Annotated in this window: 13 protein-coding genes; 8 read left to right on the forward strand and 5 right to left on the reverse strand. The window is 70.6% G+C overall.

What is annotated here, in order from left to right:
* The first annotated feature begins 42 nt into the window (after positions 1-42).
* Positions 43-504 carry a metallopeptidase family protein gene (locus tag ABD357_RS18270; RefSeq protein ID WP_344391574.1) on the forward strand — a complete coding sequence of 154 codons (462 nt, stop codon included), beginning with the start codon at positions 43-45 and terminating at the stop codon, positions 502-504.
* Between the two features lie 47 nt (positions 505-551).
* On the opposite strand, the gene ABD357_RS18275 is transcribed toward ABD357_RS18270, so the two are convergent.
* From ABD357_RS18275 to ABD357_RS18285, 3 genes are all read right to left on the reverse strand, one after another.
* Positions 552-2078, reverse strand: a complete 1527-nt coding sequence (locus tag ABD357_RS18275; RefSeq protein WP_344391346.1) for a DUF5719 family protein — start codon at positions 2076-2078, stop codon at positions 552-554.
* Positions 2075-5779, reverse strand: a complete 3705-nt coding sequence (locus ABD357_RS18280; RefSeq protein ID WP_344391348.1) for a glycosyltransferase — start codon at positions 5777-5779, stop codon at positions 2075-2077. Before ABD357_RS18280 ends, ABD357_RS18275 begins: the two co-directional genes overlap by 4 nt.
* Before the next feature lie 171 nt (positions 5780-5950).
* Positions 5951-6214 (reverse strand): WhiB family transcriptional regulator, encoded by a 264-nt coding sequence (locus ABD357_RS18285; RefSeq protein WP_119102212.1) that lies wholly within the window; start codon positions 6212-6214, stop codon positions 5951-5953.
* Between the two features lie 690 nt (positions 6215-6904).
* On the opposite strand from ABD357_RS18285, the gene ABD357_RS18290 reads away from it, so the two are divergent.
* From ABD357_RS18290 to ABD357_RS18305, 4 genes are all read left to right on the forward strand, one after another.
* The gene (locus ABD357_RS18290; protein ID WP_344391349.1) at positions 6905-7468 is read left to right on the forward strand and encodes a cysteine dioxygenase; all 564 of its coding nucleotides are present in this window, start codon (positions 6905-6907) and stop codon (positions 7466-7468) included.
* 60 nt (positions 7469-7528) lie between these two features.
* Positions 7529-8488 (forward strand): 2-phospho-L-lactate transferase, encoded by a 960-nt coding sequence (cofD, locus tag ABD357_RS18295; RefSeq protein WP_344391350.1) that lies wholly within the window; start codon positions 7529-7531, stop codon positions 8486-8488.
* Positions 8489-8523: 35 nt separating this feature from the next.
* Complete coding sequence (locus ABD357_RS18300; protein ID WP_344391575.1) at positions 8524-9876, forward strand: coenzyme F420-0:L-glutamate ligase; 1353 nt, start codon at positions 8524-8526, stop codon at positions 9874-9876.
* 145 nt (positions 9877-10021) lie between these two features.
* Positions 10022-11023: a DNA-3-methyladenine glycosylase family protein gene (locus ABD357_RS18305; protein WP_344391351.1), complete on the forward strand. Its 1002-nt coding sequence runs from the start codon at positions 10022-10024 to the stop codon at positions 11021-11023.
* A gap of 260 nt (positions 11024-11283) precedes the next feature.
* On the opposite strand, the gene manB is transcribed toward ABD357_RS18305, so the two are convergent.
* Positions 11284-12366 (reverse strand): mannose-1-phosphate guanylyltransferase, encoded by a 1083-nt coding sequence (manB, locus tag ABD357_RS18310; RefSeq protein ID WP_344391353.1) that lies wholly within the window; start codon positions 12364-12366, stop codon positions 11284-11286.
* Positions 12367-12485: 119 nt separating this feature from the next.
* The gene (locus tag ABD357_RS18315; RefSeq protein ID WP_344391354.1) at positions 12486-13916 is read right to left on the reverse strand and encodes a peptidoglycan recognition protein family protein; all 1431 of its coding nucleotides are present in this window, start codon (positions 13914-13916) and stop codon (positions 12486-12488) included.
* A gap of 129 nt (positions 13917-14045) precedes the next feature.
* Between ABD357_RS18315 and ABD357_RS18320 the strand changes: the two genes are divergently transcribed.
* The 3 genes from ABD357_RS18320 (at position 14046) to ABD357_RS18330 (ending at position 18191) form a co-directional block, all read left to right on the forward strand.
* A complete protein-coding gene (locus tag ABD357_RS18320; RefSeq protein WP_344391356.1) occupies positions 14046-14801 on the forward strand; it encodes a TIGR03089 family protein in 756 nt (251 codons plus the stop codon).
* 224 nt (positions 14802-15025) lie between these two features.
* A complete protein-coding gene (locus tag ABD357_RS18325) occupies positions 15026-16198 on the forward strand; it encodes an LCP family protein (protein WP_425584912.1) in 1173 nt (390 codons plus the stop codon).
* A gap of 244 nt (positions 16199-16442) precedes the next feature.
* A complete protein-coding gene (locus ABD357_RS18330) occupies positions 16443-18191 on the forward strand; it encodes an LCP family protein (protein ID WP_344391357.1) in 1749 nt (582 codons plus the stop codon).
* Positions 18192-18227 lie beyond the last annotated feature (36 nt).

Below are 18227 nucleotides of genomic sequence, written 5' to 3' on the forward strand. Positions count from 1 at the left end.
GGCCGGGCACCCCGGCCGTACGAGGACTACGCTTCGTCAGTGATGGACAACCCCGTACCCCCCGTATCGCCCCGCGCCGCCGACCCCAGGCCCCGCCGTCGTGACCGCCACGGCCGGGGAATGCGCGGACCCGTCGCGCCGCCCCAGGTGCCGCTCGCCGCGAGCCGGGCCGAGGTGTTCGCGGATCTGGTGCAGGACTCCGTGGAGCGGCTGGAGCGGCGCTGGCCGCAGCTTGCCGACATCGACTTCGTGGTGCTGGAGGTGCCACGCCTCGAACCGAAGAGGGGCGGGGACTGGAGCGACGAGGCGGTACCCCTGGGCGGCACGATCGCGGCGCGCGACGGCCGGCCGGGACGCGTCGTCGTCTACCGCCGTCCGGTCGAGATCCGCACCAAGGGACGCGACGAGCGTGCGGCCCTGGTCCACGAGGTCGTGGTGGAGCAGGTCGCCGAGCTGCTGGGGCTGACTCCGGAGACGGTGGATCCCCGGTACGGCGAGGACTGACGTCCACAGGAGCATCGCTTCTGCGACACCTGCTGCAGCACGTACCTCTATTTCTGCAACACCGAGAGATCCTGCTCCGCGTCCGGCACCGCCACCATCCCCCGGTCGTCCGGCAGGGTCTGGACCGTGAACCTCGGTATGCCGCCCTCGGGGATCTCCAGCGTCCGCGCCGCGTAGACGGGGCCTCCGGAGACGGGCTCGACGGTCAGCGCGTACGAGCCCTTGAGGCCGCTGGGAACGGGCACCTCGATGTCCTGGGTGGTACCGCCCTTGACCTTGTACGTCTTGCTCGTGGCCGTGCCACCCTCGCTGCCGGCAGAGGCGGTGACCTTGACCTCGGCGGCCTCGTCGGGGGCGGCCACGGACAGCGTGGAGCCCTTGGAGCGGTTGTCGGCGACCGTCGCGCGTGTGCCCACCGGGCGGGTGGCCGGGATGAACGCCGTCTCCTGCTTGTCGCCCTTGCCCCGCACGACCCGAAGCCCGGCCACGACCGGCACGGCCTCCTCGGTCGGCGTCAGCACCAGGGAGCCCGCCTCGCCGCGCGTGAGGTCGCCGAGGTCCGCGGCGGCCGTCATGCCGGCCTTCACGTGCAGCGTCTCGTTACCGGCGGGCGTGATCAGCCCCGACTGCGAGGCCAGCTGCACCTTCAGGTCGGCGTCCAGGTCGCCGGGCGTGAAGGCGACCAGACGTACGGACGTGGCGTCCTTGGGGATGCCCGGCAGGACGAGGCTGCCCGCCGGGTCGGTGGAGGCTGCCAGCCAGTCGCCGCCGAGCTTGTCGTCGAGGGCCTGGGCGGCGGCGGCGACCCGGCCGCTTCGAACGGTCACGTGCGCCGTGAGGTCGCTCTGCTGCTCGTCGATCAGCGTGGACAGCAGCACCGGCTCGGTGGAGTGCGGCTGGACCTGGATGCCCTCCCCCGACGCCGACTTGAGGCGGCCGTCCTTGCCGTACAGCTCGATGTCGGCGACGGCGGCGGAGTCGTCGGGGTTGGTGAGATGCACGTAGTCGGTGCGCTCCTCGGCCGTACTGGCGCCCGCGAACCAGAACTCCGTGTCCGGAGCCGTGCAGTTGGCGCCGAGCAGGCCGCGGCCGGTGCCCGACGGGACCTCAGTGGTCTGCTGGACGGTCCAGCCGGGGGCGAAGCCGCCTTCGGCGGTGCCGATGAGCGCGGGCGCGTCGGCACCGGACACCTCTCCGGTGACCGGCTTGCCGGGCTCCTTCGGCGTCAGGACGGGCTTCTTGGCCGCCTCCTTGTCGCCGTTGCCGCTGTTGCCGCTCTCCTTGTCGCTGTTCTCGGAGCCGTTCGCCGACTCCTCGCCCGCCGGGGCTAGTTCGGCCCTGCCGTTCGTGTCGGCGCCCTCCGTGACGGGCGTGAACGACGTGTACGCGGTCTCGGCGACGTCCGAGGCGCTGGGCCCCGGGCAGAGCAGGCTGGTGCGCTCCACGGGCATCTGGGTGGCCGTCTTCGCCGCCGTGTCCGAGCCGGAGGCCTCCGGCTCGGTGAGGGAGGCGAATCCGGCGACGGCGGCGAGCGCGGCCACAGCGGCGATCAGGGACACGGTGGGGCGGTTCACTGCTGGCTCCCGTCGGGGCGCTCACGGTCGGTTCCGTGCGGCGGCTGCGGCTGCTGCTGCGCGGGGTCGTACGGCGCTTCGTATCCCTGGGCGTACGGCTGCGTCGGGTCGTAGGCCGGGGTCCCCGACCCGTACGCGTACGGGTCGTACTGGCCTGCCTGGTACGGGTCCTCCTGGTACGGCTGCTGCTCGTAGGTGCCCGCCTGGTACTGCTGAGCTCCCTGGTACTGGTCGCCGTACGTGCCGTACTCGGAGCCCGAGCCCGCGTACGCCGTCGTCTCCCACTCGCTATAGGGCTGCTGCTGCGGGACGGCGGCCGGGACCGGTGGCTCCTGCGGGGGAGGAGGCGGGGCGCCCGGCGGGAACTGGTCGTCCTGGGCTGTCTGTTCGGCCTCGGCCTGGGCACGCAGCCGACGGGCCCTGCGGCCCTCGCCGGAGACGGGCTGGGCGGGGACGACCGGCTCCTCCGGGAGGTCGTCGTCGACGTCGCGGCGCCGGCCGGGCAGGGCGAGGACCACGAGGACGACAGCGAGCGCGCCCTGGGCCCACAGCCAGCCGGTGTGGAGCGCAGGCGGCTCGAAGGTGACGTCCAGCCGGCCGTCACCGGCGGGCAGTTCGAAGCCCTGCGCCCAGCCGTCGAGCGTGGTCCTGGTGAGCGGCTTGCCGTCGAGGGTGGCGGTCCAGCCCTCGTCGGCGGTGTCGGCGAGACGCAGTACGCGTCCTGCGGTGCCCGAAGGGATCGTGGTGTGCACCTCGACCGGTCCGGCAGCGATGGGCTGCGGGTCGCCGGAGTCGGGGACGATGGCCGCGCGGGAGACCTGCCGGTCCACGCGCCACAGGGCGCTGCCGTCCTGCTGGCTCAGCCGGGTCAGTCCTGGCGTGGCATCCAGGACGCGGCTGACCTCGCGGGGCGCTCCCTGGTGCACGAGTACGTAGCGCACGGCGAATCCGCCGAGCTGGTCGGCCTGGTCGGCTCCGGAGCCGGCCACGAGGTTGGCGACGACGGAGTCGAGCTTCTTGTTCTCGCCGTCCGCGGTGGTCAGTTCGGCGTCGCCGAGCCGGGCACCGGAGCCGCGTACGAGCGTGTAGCCGACCCGGGCGGTCGAGTCGCTGTCGAGGACGAGGGTGCGGGCCTGGTCGCGGGTGCTGCTCTCCTCGGCGACGAACGCGGGCACCTGGACGGGGTCGCGCCTCTCGAGGGGCCCGTCCGCGCCGCCGATCATCCACCCGGCGGCGACGAGCAGCGGTCCCGCGGCGGCGGCGAACGCGATGAGCGCGGCGACCGGCTGACGCCAGCCGAAGCTCTGCTCGGCCACACGCGAGCGTGCCCCGTCGGCGCCGAGCGCGGCGGCGGCGAGGAGGGCGAGGCCATAGACGAGCGTGGCGGGCCCGGCCCAGGTGGAACCGTTGGACAGGACGGCGAAAACGAGCCCCAAAAGGACTGCCGCCCAGGCCGTCCAGATTCCCAACTGACGCTCTGCGCGCAGCAGGGCGGCCAGCGCGGCGCACACGATGCCGATGAGCATCAGCCCGCTGACGGTGCCGGGGCCGCCCGGGCTGCCGCCGAGCAGGTCGAGCGCGGACGCCGACCCCTCGCCGAACTCGAGGCCTGCCTCCTGGAAGAAGCCGAAGGGCAGCAGTGACAGCGACCAGGGCGCCAGGACCAGCAGCGGAGTGCCGAGCTGGGCCAGGAAACGGAGCCCGTAGGCGACGATCTCGGCCCGCCGCACGGCCAGCAGCGCGAGGCCCAGCACCAGGGCGATGGGCCACACGATCGGCGTGAAGGCGGTGGCCAGGGTCAGCAGCAGCGCGTACGCCCAGGTGGCACGCCAGCTACCGCGCGCCGTCGTCGAGGCGAGGCCGCTCGCCGCGATGCCCGCGCGCGCGATGAGGGGCAGCAGGACGGCGAGCACGGCGGTGCCGATACGGCCGCCCGCGAGCGCTCCGGTGGCGGCGGGCAGGAAGGCGTACGCGATGGATGCCCAGGCGCGCAGCAGGCGCGACTGAACCAGGGGCCGGGAGGAGAAGTACGCGGCGAAACCGGCCAGAGGCACGGAGCCGACGAGCAGGACGGTGACCGCGAGCCCGGTGGAGCCGAACAGCACACTGGCGAGCAGCGCGACGAGCGCCAGATAGGGCGGCGCGGACTGGGTGCCACCGGCGCCGACGGGATGCCAGCCGTCCAGGTAGCGCGCCCAGAGCGCGGATGCGTCGGCGGGTGCCGGCAGGAGGGCGCCGCCCGCGAGCGCACCGCCGCCGATCAGTTCCCGGCAGGCGATGAGCGAGGCGAAGAGGAGCACTACGAAGAGCACGGGCCCGGGCTTGCGGGCGACGCGCTTGAGCCGGGCGAACTGCTCGATCTCCAGGAAGTCGGCGTCATCTCCGCCGGGCCCGGACTCGACGGCGCCGCCGTGCCGGCCGGCCGCGGTCAGCTCGGGATCGGAGCTGCCCACGAGATTGCCCGCGACCTGCTCGATGGTGGCCCGCACGGTGGCACCGGGCGGCGGGAACAGCTCGCGCAGCTCTCCCTTGTCGACCTGCGGACGGCCGCGCCTGCGCCGCCCGGCGATGATCCGCTCGGGTCGCAGCAGCGTCCCCAGAAGACCTCGGATTTCGTCGACCGCCTGTCCGGGAACCTTGCCGACGAGGTACGCGACGGTGCGCAGCAGTGTGCCGAGCACGAGCCGCAGCAGGACCCAGGGCAGTACGGCGCTTCGGGAGTTGACGAGCAGCGTGTAGACGGCGCCCGCCTTGTCGACCTTGTGCGGGGAGGCGGACGTACGGCCCACACAGTCGACGGTGCGCCGCTCGCGGGAGGCCGCCTCGGCGTGGCGTACGACCGCTTCGGGGGCGACGAGGACGCGGTGCCCTGCGGCCTGGGCGCGCCAGCACAGGTCGACGTCGTCGCGCATCAGGGGCAGCCGCCGGTCGAAGCCGCCGAGTTGTTCGAAGACGTCGCGGCGGATCAGCATGCCGGCCGTGGACACGGACAGCACCGGCCGTACGTGGTCGTGCTGGCCCTGGTCCTGTTCGCGCCGGTCAAGGCCGGTCCAGCGGCGGCCGCTGTTGGCGATGGTGACGCCGACCTCGAGGAGCTGCCGGCGGTCGTACCAGCCGCGGAGCTTGGGTCCGACGATCGCGACGTCCTTGCCGAGCTCCTGCTCGTTCTCGACGACACGGAGGAGCTGGGCCAGGCTGTCGGGTTCGGGGGCGCAGTCGTCGTGCAGGAGCCACAGCCACTGGACGGGCTCGCCGTACGGCAGTTCCGGCATGTCGTACGCGTCGTCGCGCCAGGTGCGGGTCACCGGGTCCCAGCCGCTGGGTCGCTTCAGGTACGGCAGGTCGTCCGGAGTGAGCGCGCCGGCGGTGCGGGCGGCCTCGTCGACGGCCTGGCCGAAGCCGGTGCGCCGGGCGAGGTGCAGCACCCGGTCGGCGCCGAGCGCTTCGGTGACCAGCCGGGCGGAGTCGTCCGCACTGCCGGTGTCGGCAGCCACGGCGTTCTGCACCGGGCGTTCCTGACCGAGCAGCCCGGCGAGGGCGTCGGGCAGCCAGCGGCCGCCGTCGTGCGAAACCAGCACGGCGGTGACCACGTGCCGCGGGAACTCGGGCGGGCGGGCCGGGTCGAACGCCGCCGGGCGTGACGGGTCGAACGCTGCTGCGGCAGCGTCGTACTGAGCTGCCGGATGGCTGTGCGCGGACATCGAGGTACGGGCCCCGGTTCGATGGACTGCGGTGGACGCCTGTGCCCTGTGCGGGCACTGGGGTGTCTCGGACGGAGGCCCACACTAACGGCTGGACAACACCTCGGCCCGCCCCCTGTGGATAACCCACCTGCGACGGGCCGATCGGTACGAAATCTCCTGGACGAGCCCCTATACGGCGGCCTTCTTCAGGCGGCGCCGTTCACGCTCGGACAGACCGCCCCAGATGCCGAAGCGCTCGTCATTGGCGAGGGCGTACTCGAGGCACTCGGAGCGGACCTCGCAGGCGAGGCAGACCTTCTTGGCCTCCCGGGTGGAGCCGCCCTTCTCGGGGAAAAAGGACTCGGGGTCGGTCTGCGCGCAGAGCGCCCGCTCCTGCCAACCGAGCTCCTCGTCGGCCTCGTCGACCAGCAGTTCCTGAAACAGCTCGGTCATGTGCGCCCCTCGTCCGTCTCGCGTCCCCGTGATGCTGCCGTTACCGATTCCGGCTGAACGACACGAGTGAAATTACAAGTGTGCGGCTCCGGGCGAGTCAAGCCGAGATCTGCTATTGGGCCCCTTATTCACTCTGCGGAACCAAGGCTATGCGGAAAGTGTTCAAATCGGCATAAACCCTGACAGCAGGAAGAGACCCAGTCGGGACTGCCGCCCCGCACAGGACCTGTACAGGGAAGGACGCCCGGGAGTTCGATCTCGTTCCGGCCGACACACGAAGCGATCCGGATCACATTCCGATCACAGGATCGCAACGAGGTTTGCGTGCCCGGTTGTTGCGCCATGTGTCCCGGCGGGCTCCAGAACAAACCCTTCACCTTCCAGAGGAACCGGATGAGGTGAAACATCTCCTGCATACCGGACATCGAGTTGACACTGAAGGTGTGAACCGGTGTCCTTGTGGGCATGCTCGCGAACTTGGCGCTCACCTCGACCCGCACCGCCGGGTCCCTCGGTGCTGCCCATGTCCGCTGTAGCTGTTGTTGTCGCAGCTGTTGAGCCTTCCCAGCGCTCCCGCTGCCGCCAGGTCCACCCGCACCTGGCCGCTGGTCCCTTCCGCCCGTGACAAGGGCGCCTCCAGATCTCCAGCACAGGCCTTACGCCTCTTCAGCCGAGGAACCACCGCACTCCATGAACAGCGACAGCGACCTTCAGATCGCCGGCGACATCCTTGAGGTCCCGCACCTCCTCCAGGCGCCCCGCGAGCATCCGGCCACCGTGGCCGACTTCGTCGGGCTGGCCCGCTCCATCGCCGCCGACCGCTCCCAGTGGGAGCACCTCGTCCAGTACGACGCGACGTCCCGGTGGTACCACCGGCTGCGCACCGGCCCCGGTTACGAGGTATGGCTGCTCTCCTGGGTGCCCGGCCAGGGCAGCGGGCTGCACGACCACGGTCGCTCTTCCGGCGTGTTCACCGTCCTGGAGGGCGCACTGACGGAGCGCACGGAGCGCGGCACCCGCGCGTTGGAGGCCGGCGCCCAAAGGGTGTTCGCGCCGGCGTATGTCCACGAAGTGGTCAACGACTCGCTCGAGCCAGCCATAAGCCTGCACGTCTACTACCCGGGGCTGACCGAGATGCCGATGCACGCGCACGCGACCCGCTGCGCCGCGTCGCGCCCGCAGGAGCACGCGGAACGGGAGCATGCGGATCAGCGGCACGCGGATCAGGAGCAGGAGAATGTCGTCACCGCCTGAGGCGACCGGCTGACGTGACCGCCTGACGCGTTGTCGTACCCGCCTGCAAGACTGAGTCTCATGCGCATTGTGGTTCTGGCAGGCGGCATCGGCGGTGCCCGGTTTCTGCGTGGTCTGCGGCAGGCGGTGCCGGACGCGGAGGTCACCGTCATCGGGAACACCGGGGACGACATCCATCTCTTCGGGCTGAAGGTCTGCCCGGACCTCGACACGGTGATGTACACGCTCGGCGACGGCATCAACGAAGGGCAGGGCTGGGGGCGGGCCGACGAGACCTTCCACCTCAAGGAGGAACTCGCGGCGTACGGGGTGGGGCCCGAGTGGTTCGGGCTCGGTGACAGGGACTTCGCGACGCACATCGTCCGCACGCAGATGCTGAGCGCCGGATATCCGCTCAGCGCCGTGACGGAGGCGCTGTGCGACCGGTGGAAACCGGGGGTTCGGCTGATCCCCATGACCGACGACCGCGTCGAGACTCATGTGGCCGTCGAGACGGACGGCGAGCGCAAGGCCATTCACTTCCAGGAGTACTGGGTGCGGCTGCGGGCGTCCGTCGACGCGCACGCGGTGGTGCCCGTCGGCGCGGACCAGGCGAAGCCGGCGCCCGGGGTGCTCGAGGCGATCGCCTCGGCCGACGTGGTGATCTTCCCGCCGTCGAATCCCGTCGTGTCCGTGGGCACGATCCTCGCCGTGCCCGGCATCCGGGAGGCGATCGCCGAGGCCGGGGTGCCCGTGGTCGGCCTCTCCCCCATCGTCGGGGACGCGCCCGTGCGCGGCATGGCCGACAAGGTCCTCGCGGCCATCGGCGTGGAGTCCACGGCCGCCGCGGTCGCCGAGCACTACGGATCGGGGCTCCTCGACGGCTGGCTCGTCGACACGGTCGACGCCTCCGCTGTGGACCGTGTGGAGTCCGCCGGCATCCGCTGCCGTGCCGTACCCCTCCTGATGACCGACCTGGCGGCGGCGACCCGGATGGCCCGGGAGGCGCTGGCGTTGGCGGAAGAGGTGGGGGGCGCTTGAACGGCGGGCGTGCTTCGGGGCCGGATGCGCAGGAGTTGGCCGCGGCCGAGGAAGGTCCGGCGCGTGCGGTGCCCGGTTACCGGGTCTGGGCGCTTCCCGGGCTGCCCGAGATTCGTGAGGGGGACGATCTCGCCAAGCTGATCGCCGACGCCGAGCCCGGGCTGCTCGATGGTGACGTACTGCTCGTCACCTCGAAGGTCGTGTCCAAGGCCGAGGGGCGGGTCGTCGAGGCCGTCGACCGGGAAGCCGCCATCGATGCCGAGACCGTGCGGGTGGTGGCGCGGCGCGGGGCGTTGCGGATCGTCGAGAACCGGCAGGGGCTCGTGATGGCCGCGGCCGGGGTCGATGCCTCCAACACACCTGCGGGGACTGTGTTGTTGCTGCCCGAGGACCCCGATGCCTCCGCGCGGGCGATACGGGCCGGGGTGCGGGACGCGCTGGGCGTCGATGTCGGGGTGCTCGTCACCGACACGTTCGGGCGGCCGTGGCGTACCGGGCTCACCGATGTCGCCATCGGTGCCGCCGGTGTCCGGGTGCTCGACGATCTCCGGGGCGGCACCGACGCGTACGGCAATCCGCTCGGCGCCACCGTCGTCGCCACGGCCGACGAACTCGCTGCCGCGGGCGACCTGGTCAAGGGCAAGGCCGACGGGCTGCCCGTCGCCGTGGTGCGCGGGCTGCCCCACGTGGTCATCACAGACACCACAGGCATCACAGGCACCGATGAAGACGAGGGGGCGCGGGCCATGGTGCGCGGTGCGCGCGACGACATGTTCCGGCTTGGCACCTCCGAGGCCGTACGGGAGGCCGTCACCCAGCGGCGTACCGTACGGGCCTTCACCGACGAGCCCGTCGATCCGGAGGCCGTACGCCGTGCGGTGGCCGCCGCCGTGACCGCGCCGGCCCCGCATCACACGACGCCGTGGCGATTCGTCCTCCTGGAGTCGGAGGAGTCCCGTACACGGCTTCTCGACGCCATGCGGGACGCCTGGACAGCCGACCTGGAGCAGGACGGGAAGAGCGAGGAGTCCATCGCCAAGCGCGTACGGCGGGGGGATGTCCTGCGCAACGCGCCGTATCTCGTCGTGCCCTGTCTCGTCATGGACGGCTCGCACACGTATGGCGATGCGCGCCGGGACGGGGCCGAGCGCGAGATGTTCGTGGTCGCCGCGGGCGCCGCCGTGCAGAACTTCCTCGTCGCGCTGGCCGGGGAGCGGCTGGGCTCGGCGTGGGTGTCGTCGACGATGTTCTGCCGGGATGTCGTACGGGACGTTCTGGGGCTGCCGGGAGGGTGGGATCCGATGGGGGCGGTTGCCGTGGGGCATGCGGCCGAGGAGCCCAAGCCGCGAGCTGAGCGGGAGGCAGGGGCATTTATCGAAGTCCGGTGACGGCTGAAGCCTGGTGATCGGCGTCCGGCTTCCGGCGGCAATCGGCGAGAGTCGGATTGCGGCTGAGGCCTCCGGTCCGTTCCTGAGCGCCTAGTCTCTTAAGCGCCTCAGCGCCCCGCGCTCCCGAGAGCCCTAGGACCCACCCGTGGCCGGACGTTTCGATCCCCGACCCACGCGTACGACCGTACGCGGCGGGCATGTCGCCGCCGCCGGGCGCGTGCCGCGGCAGGCCGCGGCGCCCGGGCGTACGCGTAGTTGGACGCCGCCCGGGCCGCTCGATCTCGGGCTTGTGCTCGGGCCGCTGCGGCGTGGGCCTGCTGATCCGACGTTCCGGGCGATGCCGGACGGGTCCGTGTGGCGGGCCAGCCGTACGCCCTCGGGGCCCGGGACCTTGCGGGTTTCCATGCGGGGCGGGGTGGCCGTGGGCGAGGCCTGGGGGCCGGGGGCCGACTGGCTGCTGGAGCAACTTCCTCAGATGCTCGGGGAGTTGGACGATCCTGCCGCCTTCGAGCCACGGCATCGGCTGGTGGCTCTCGCGCGGCATCGGCGGCCGGGACTGCGGCTGACGCGTACCGGGCTGGTCATGGAGTCGTTGATTCCGTCGATTCTGGAGCAGAAGGTCACGACGGAGGAGGCGTATCGGGCGTGGCGGCTGCTTGTACGGAAGTACGGCGTGCCGGCGCCCGGGCCCGCGCCGGGGCGCATGTACGTCATGCCGGAGCCGCGGACCTGGGCCCTGATCCCCTCGTGGGAGTGGCATCGGGCCGGGGTCGACAACAAGCGGGCGTCGACGGTTCTGCGGGCGGTTCGGGTGGCTCGGCGGTTGGAGGAGGCGGTGGGGTTCGAGCCGGGTGCTGCGCAGGCTCGGCTTGAGTTGGTGTCCGGGATCGGGCCCTGGACCTCGGCGGAGACTGTGCAGCGGAGTCACGGTGCGGCGGATTCGGTGACCGTGGGGGATCTGCATCTGCCGGGGATCGTGGGGTATGCACTGGCGGGGGACCGGGATGCGGATGACTCCGTCATGTTGGAGTTGTTGGCGCCGTATGCGGGGCAGCGGCATCGTGCGGCTCGGCTCATTTTGTTGAGCGGCCGCACTCCGCCTCGGCGTCAGCCGCGTATGCCCCGCGGGGACATTGGGCTGCTGTGACTGTTCGGGTGCGGGTCCTGGGTGTTCTCACCACCGCCGCCCCTACCCGTCCCATCCTCTGTTCGGGGCGTTGCCCCGGGCCCCCACCATGGGCTCCGCCCCTGGACCCCGCTGGGGCTGCGTCCCCAGGCCCCCATCGGCCTAGCGGCCTCGTCCTCAAACGCCGGACGGGCTGAATTTGCCTGGGCTGGGCAGAAAAGCGCGGGTGGGTGGGGGGAACCGCCTTGACGGCCTCGTTCCTCCAGCGCCGGAGGTAGTGGTCACTGATCCGACGAGAACCGCACCGCTCCCGCCGGCAGTACCGCGTCGCACCACACCCGTACGCCCTCCCGGAGTTCGTTGTCCGGGCCCACCGTCGCGCCGTCGCCCACCACCACCCCCGTGAGGATCGAGCGCGTGCCCACCTGGGCGCGGGCGCCGATCAGGGAGTCCGTGATGATCGCTCCCGGGGCCACCACCGCGCCCGCCAGGATCGTGGAGCCCGAGATGCGGGCGCCGGAGCCGATGGTCGCGTCCTCGCCCACCACCGTGCCGGCGGTCAGTTTTGCGTCGGGGGCGACGGTGGCCGAGGGGAGGACCAGGCAGTCGCCGCAGCGGCCGGGGACTGCCGGGGAGGGGGCTCGGCCGAGGACCAGATCCGCGGAGCCTCGTACGAAGGCCTGGGGAGTGCCCAGGTCCAGCCAGTAGGTCGAGTCGACCATGCCCTGGAGGTGGGCGCCCGAGGACAGGAGGTCGGGGAACGTCTCGCGTTCCACCGAGACCGGGCGGCCGGCGGGGATCGTGTCGATGACCGAGCGGCGGAAGACGTACGCGCCGGCGTTGATCTGGTCGGTGACGATCTCCTCGGCGGTCTGGGGCTTTTCGAGGAAAGCCTGTACGCGGCCCGAGGTGTCGGTCGGGACGAGGCCGTACGCTCTGGGGTCCTCGACTCGTGTCAGGTGCAGGGAGACGTCCGCGCCCCAGGACTGGTGAGTGGCTACGAGGGCGGGTATGTCGAGGCCGGTGAGTATGTCGCCGTTGAAGATCAGGACGGGATCGTCGGGGGCGGAGTGCAGGCGGGAGGCCACGTTCCGGATGGCGCCGCCCGTGCCGAGGGGCTCGGCCTCGGTGACGTACTCGATGTGGAGTCCCAGCGACGAGCCGTCGCCGAAGTACGGCTCGAAGACCTCGGCCAGATAGGACGTGGCGAGCACGATGTGCTCGACCCCGGCCGCTCTGGCCCTCGCCAGCTGGTGCGTGAGGAACGGTACCCCGGCCGCCGGAACCATCGGCTTCGGCGTGTGCACCGTGAGCGGGCGCAGCCGTGTGCCCTTGCCGCCGACCAGGAGGATCGCTTCTGTCACCTGTCGTCTCTGCTTCCCTGTGGGGCCGGCCGAACGTCTTTCGGCCGGCCAGTGTATGCAGACCGTTCGATGGCCGTGGGGAGCCTCTTGGTTGGCCGTGGGGAGCCGCAGCCCCGACCTCACCGTCCCTGGTAACGGGCCGAAGTGGTCCTGGCCTGGTGGAGCTTGGCGTACAGCCGAGCGCCCGGGCACTCGGTGGCGAAGCCGTCCCGGTGTCCGGAGATCACGTCCAGTCGCACATTCTGGCCCTTGGGGAAGAGATTGCCACCGCCCGACTTCAGATATGTCTTGCCAGCCGGATTCGCCCCGTAGAGGCCGAGCTTCCACGCCGTGAGCTGGGCGACACCTTGCACCGCGGCACCGGGCGGGTTCGTACCGCCGAAGCTGCCGAGGACGGCGATCCCCATGCTGTTGCTGTTGAACCCGAGAGTGTGCGCGCCCTTGACCGGCTTGGTCACGCCTCCGGCCCGTCCCTCGTAGATGTTTCCGCACTTGTCGACGAGGAAGTTGTACCCGATGTCTCGCCAGCCACTGCTCTTGACGTGGTAGCGGTAGATACTGCGGATGACTGAAGCGGCTTGCGAGCAGCGGTAGTTGTTGCCCGTGGCGCTGTGGTGCACGAAGGCGGCCCGTACGGACTTGGTGTAGCTGAAGTCCCGCTCGCGCAGGCTCTCGTCCGCGCCCCAGCCACGGCGGGTGACGATGCGTGGACGCGGGCCGATGTACGGGTTCGTCGCCGCACCCTCAGCCCCCTCGATGCCACGGGTCGCGAGGAAGTCCTCCTGCGTCTGCTGCCGGGTCAGTTCCGGGATGGTGGTGGCGCCGAGCGGTGCGAGGTCGGCGTTGACGGCGGAAGCCGCGGCGGATTCGGCGGTGAGCGAGGCGGCGTTCGGGGCTGCCAGTTCGGGGCCCTGGGGCGGGGGCTCCTCGCCGGGGTCGACAAGTTCGAGGCGCAGGCCGCTGGGCAGCAGCGGCCCACCCGTGACGGCCCGTCCGTCCGCCTCGTCCAGCTTGGCCTGTACGCGCACCTCCACGCCGTCCGACTCCCCCACCCACAGCGGTGCCGTGGAGCCGCGCACCCGCCCGGAGGTGCGCTCGTCGGTGTCCGGGTCGGCCGCGTGCTCCAGGTTGTGCGTCTCGACGTCCTGCCAGGCGGACCACTTGCCGGTGTCGGCGGAGCGCGTACGGACCTGGACGAGGCCACGCAACTCCGTGTCCGGGTCGTCCCAGACGACTCCGACGAGCGAGAAGCGGGGGGCGTCGCGCCGGGGCAGCCCTTGCACGGAGGCGGCGGCACCGAGGGAGCGGTCGCTGGAGAGCGGAACGAGCGGGAGCGAACGGGTGCTGCCGGGGACGGCCGACGTTTCTGGGAGGGCCGACGCTTCGGAGCCGGTCGGTGCTTCGAGGGCCGCCGGTCTCGGGTCGGCTGCCGGTCTCTCGGCGGTCGCGGGTCTCGAGGTGTCGGCCAGAGCGTTGGAGGGGGACGTCAGGGGGAGGGCCAGGGCGGCCGCACACGTCACGGCGATCGAGGAAGCAAGGTATCCACGCATGCCCCTGATCGTGGACATAGTCATACTTATCTGTCCATCCAGGACTTGACGGGCCGTCGACCGGCACTCGTCCGAACCGGTGGCCCGGCCTCCCCCGCCCGGCCGAGGGCCCGCGTACGCTTTCCTCTCGTGACCGCAACCGACCGCACCCCTGCCGACCTGCTGCGATCCGCGCTTGCCGCGGACCCGGCACGCCCCCTGGTGACCTTCTACGACGATGCCACCGGCGAACGCGTCGAACTGTCCGTGGCCACCTTCGCCAATTGGGTGGCCAAGACCGCCAACCTCCTCCAGGACGAGCTGTCCACCGAACCCGGCGAGCGGGTCGCGCTGCTGCTGCCCGCGCACTGGCAGACGGCGGTGTGGCTGCTCGCCTGCTCCTCGGTGGGCGTGACCGCGGACGTCGGAGGCGATGCGGGGGCCGCCGACCATGTGGTCGCGGGGCCGGGCCAGTTCGAAGCGGGGCTCGCGTGCGCGGGCTCTCGGATCGCGTTGTCGCTCGCGCCGCTGGGCCGTCGCTTTCCGACTCCGCCTGCGGGGTACGCCGACTACGCCGTCGAGGTGCCGGGCCAGGGCGATCGCTTCCAGCCGTACGCTCCTGTGGATCCGGAGGCGGCGGCGGTGATCGTGGCCGGGGCGGAGTTCACGGGGGCGGAGGTTGTTGAGCGGGCTCGGGCCGATGCCACGGGGTTCGGGCTTACGGGGCCCGGGTCCCGGCTGTTGTCGGGGCTCTCGTATGACACGTGGGAGGGGCTCAGCGCCGGGCTGTACGCGCCGCTTGCCACGGGGGCCTCTGTGGTGCTGTGCCGTCACCTGGATCAGTTGGGTGAGGATGCGGTGGCCAAGCGGATCGAGAGTGAACGGGTTACTGCTACCAAGCGCTGAGCGCTCGGCTGGAGCAGGTTCGAAGCTGCGGGTCCGTTGTGGCTGGTCGCGCAGTTCCCCGCGCCCCTTGAAGGCCTGCGACTCCTGGCACCGTCGCGCAGAGAAGTACTCTCGCAATCCCCCATCCGGCCCAGCTTTCCCCCTCCCCACGCGCCCCCCGCCCCCACCCGGTCCATGGTCGTAAGAGCACGACACGCTCGTACGCCGTGAGGGGTGGAACCTACGTGAGCGGCACCCGAGGCCTGGGACCCGGTCGGGGCGCTTCGCCCACCGGGGCCGGAGGGGTGCGGCGGCGGTGGTTCAGGTACGGGGCGGTTGGGGTCGGGCTCGGGCTGCTTGCTGCGGCGGGGGGCGGGTGGGCCGTGTACGAGAAGCTGAACGGGAACATCACGGCGGACGAGGCTGCCGCGGCCGAGCTTGCCCGGTACGAGAAGGAGCGGCCGACCGCGTTGGTGAAGGATGCGCAGAACATCCTGCTGATCGGGTCCGACTCGCGCTCGGGCGAGGAGAACCGCAAGTACGGGCGGGACTTCGGCACCGAGCGCTCCGACACCGTGATCCTGCTGCATCTCGCCGCGAACCGGCGCGGTGCGACCGCCGTTTCGATACCGCGCGACCTGATGGTCGACGTGCCGGGCTGCCGGCGCCGGGACGGCGGCCGCAGCGAGCCGGTGTTCGCGACGTTCAACTACGCCTTCCAGGCCGGGGGTTCGGCCTGCACGATTCGTACGGTCGAGAAGGTGACGGACATCCGGATCGACCATCACATGGTCGTGGACTTCAACGGTTTCAAGGACATGGTCGACGCGGTCGACGGCGTCGTGGTCTGCCTCAAGGAGCCGATAGACGACCGCGCGGCGAAACTGCGGCTCCCTGAGGGCAAGGTGAAACTCAACGGCGAGCAGGCCCTCGGCTATGTACGAGCCCGCAAGAGCATCGGCGACGGCAGCGACACGGAGCGGATGGAACGCCAGCAGCGCTTCCTTGGCGCGCTCGTCAGCAAGGTGCGCAGCAATGACGTACTACTGAATCCCGTGAAGCTCTATCCGGTGCTCGACGCGGCGACCTCGTCGCTCACCACGGACCCGGCGCTGGCGAACCTGCGGGGCCTGTACGACCTGGTGCGCGGCCTGCGCAATATCCCCACCGAACGTGTGCAGTTTCTGACGGTGCCGAGGGAGTCGTACCCCTACAACCCCAATCGCGACCAATTGGTGGAAGCCGAGGCGGAGAAACTCTTCGAGCGGCTGCGCAGAGACACTCCGGTGGAGGTCTCGGACAACTCGGGCAATCAAGAAGGCAAATCGGGCAGAAAACATAATGACGGACCCTCACCCTCGACGAGCCCGGCGCCGACTTTCCCGGGGAACACGGCGGCTGAGGACCCGTGCGGTTAAGCCCCGAACGCGTCTGCGAGTAAAGGGCACACCAAGCTGGGGAACATTCGTCCAAAAATATGGGGCAGATTGACCGGTTGTAAGACGTGGAATTTGTCACCGGTGTCCCTTGACGGTGATCTGGCCGGATAGTGTGAGCGGTCCGGTGCACCCGGCCATGAGGTCATGCACCTGCTTGAACGAGACCGGGCGCTTTTTGAGGGGAGAAGGCGCCGCGTGGCCCCGACGGAGGACTGACACAACCGTGGACGCGCAAGGCCGAGGGCGGGCGGACAACATCGACCCCGCAGACCAGTGGGTACTCAATCCGAACACCGGTGACTACGAATTGCGACTGGGCGCTTCCACAGCGCAGCCGTCGGTTCCTGGCCCTCGCTCCTCAAGTACCGCGACCGCAGGTGCCGCCGCACCCCCGCGCGGCCGTACGGCGCCGGGGCGGGAGTACCGGGGATCGCCGGAGGTGGCGCCGGCACCCGACGTCGTACCCGGCCCGCGCAGGCGGCGCCCGCCACAGGGACCGCCGCCGAGCCGTCGCAAAGGCAGGCAGCAGAAGCCCAAGGGCAAGAAGATAGCGTTGTGGACCGGCGGCACCGTGGCCTTCGCGCTGGTCGCCGTCTCCACCGCGGGCTATGTCTACGTCAAGCACCTCGAGGGCAACGTCTCCACGACGGACGTCGGGAGCGCGGGCGCGGGGAACTTCAGCAAGGACAAGGCCTTCAACGTCCTGATCATCGGTACCGACAAGCGCACCGGCAAGGGCAATCAGGGGTACGGCGACACCGGCAACATCGGGCACGCCGACACCAACATCCTGCTGCACGTCTCCAAGGACCGTACGAACGCGACCGCGATGAGCATTCCGCGCGACCTGATCGTGGACATTCCGGACTGCCCCACCAAGCAGGAGGACGGCAGCACCAAGGTCGTCCGCGGCTCGCAGGGTGTCCGCTTCAACACGAGCCTCGGGCAGGGCGGACGGGACCCGGGCTGCACGATGCGTACGGTCAAGGAGGCCACCGGCATCTCGGTGGACCACTTCATGATGGCCGACTTCAACGCGGTGAAGACGCTGACGTCTGCGGTGGGCGGGGTCGAGGTCTGTCTCACCAAGCCCGTAGACGACCCGGAGTCGAAGCTCAAGCTGCCCGCGGGCACGTCGACGGTCGAGGGCGAACAGGCCCTCGCCTTCGTCCGCACCCGGAAGAGCTTCGGCAACAGCGGCGACCTCGACCGGATCAAGGTGCAGCAGCAGTTCCTGGGTTCGCTGATGCGGAAGATGTCCTCCAGCGACACTCTGACCAGCCCCACGAAGCTGGTGAAGCTGGCGGAGGCCGCCACCAAGGCGCTGACCGTCGACACCGGCATCGGCAGGGTCAGCACGCTCAAGGACGTGGCCCTGGAGCTGAAGAAGGTGCCGCCGAAGAACGTCTCCTTCGTGACGGTGCCGGTGATCGACAACCCGACCGAGCAGGTCAAGGCCACGGTCGTCATAGATGAGTCGAGGGGTCCGAAGATCTTCTCGATGATCAGGGACGATGTCTCGTTGACCGAGGTGAAGAAGAAGCAGCAGAAGGAGAAGGCCGCCGTCGCCGCCCGCCTCAAGGGGTCCAAGGCCGACCCTTCGGAGGTACGCGTACGGATCCTCAACGGCGGTGCCGCCCCTGGCTCCGCGCAGGAAACCCTCACCTACCTGCAGAACGACGAAGGCGTGCTCAAGTCGGAGAACGCGGGTAACGCCGAGACGACCCTGAAGAAGACAACCCTCGAGTACGCTCCCGACCAGGCAGACCAGGCACGCAGGCTCGCCGACATCATGGGCCTGTCCGGATCGGCCATGAAACAGGGCGAGAGCGTGACCAACTCCCAGGGCCTGCCGGCGATCACGCTGACTCTGGGAGAGGACTTCAAGGGGGCAGGGGAATCCCTCACCGCACCGTCGACGACGCCGGATGTGGAGAAGTCCACGGCGGACAAAGTCGAGTGCGCCAAGTGACCTGAACGGCCTGCCATACGTCTACCAAGGCGTATG

The organism is Streptomyces vastus, assembly GCF_039532825.1.
GTDB lineage: Bacteria > Actinomycetota > Actinomycetes > Streptomycetales > Streptomycetaceae > Streptomyces > Streptomyces vastus.

Excerpts from the sequence above, each read along its gene's own strand:
- ABD357_RS18270 (WP_344391574.1), top strand. The coding sequence starts at position 43 with ATGGACAACCCCGTACCCCCCGTATCGCCCCGCGCCGCCGACCCCAGG.
- ABD357_RS18280 (WP_344391348.1), bottom strand. The coding sequence starts at position 5,779 with ATGTCCGCGCACAGCCATCCGGCAGCTCAGTACGACGCTGCCGCAGCA.
- ABD357_RS18285 (WP_119102212.1), bottom strand. The coding sequence starts at position 6,214 with ATGACCGAGCTGTTTCAGGAACTGCTGGTCGACGAGGCCGACGAGGAG.
- ABD357_RS18290 (WP_344391349.1), top strand. The coding sequence starts at position 6,905 with ATGAACAGCGACAGCGACCTTCAGATCGCCGGCGACATCCTTGAGGTC.
- cofD (WP_344391350.1), top strand. The coding sequence starts at position 7,529 with ATGCGCATTGTGGTTCTGGCAGGCGGCATCGGCGGTGCCCGGTTTCTG.
- ABD357_RS18315 (WP_344391354.1), bottom strand. The coding sequence starts at position 13,916 with ATGCGTGGATACCTTGCTTCCTCGATCGCCGTGACGTGTGCGGCCGCC.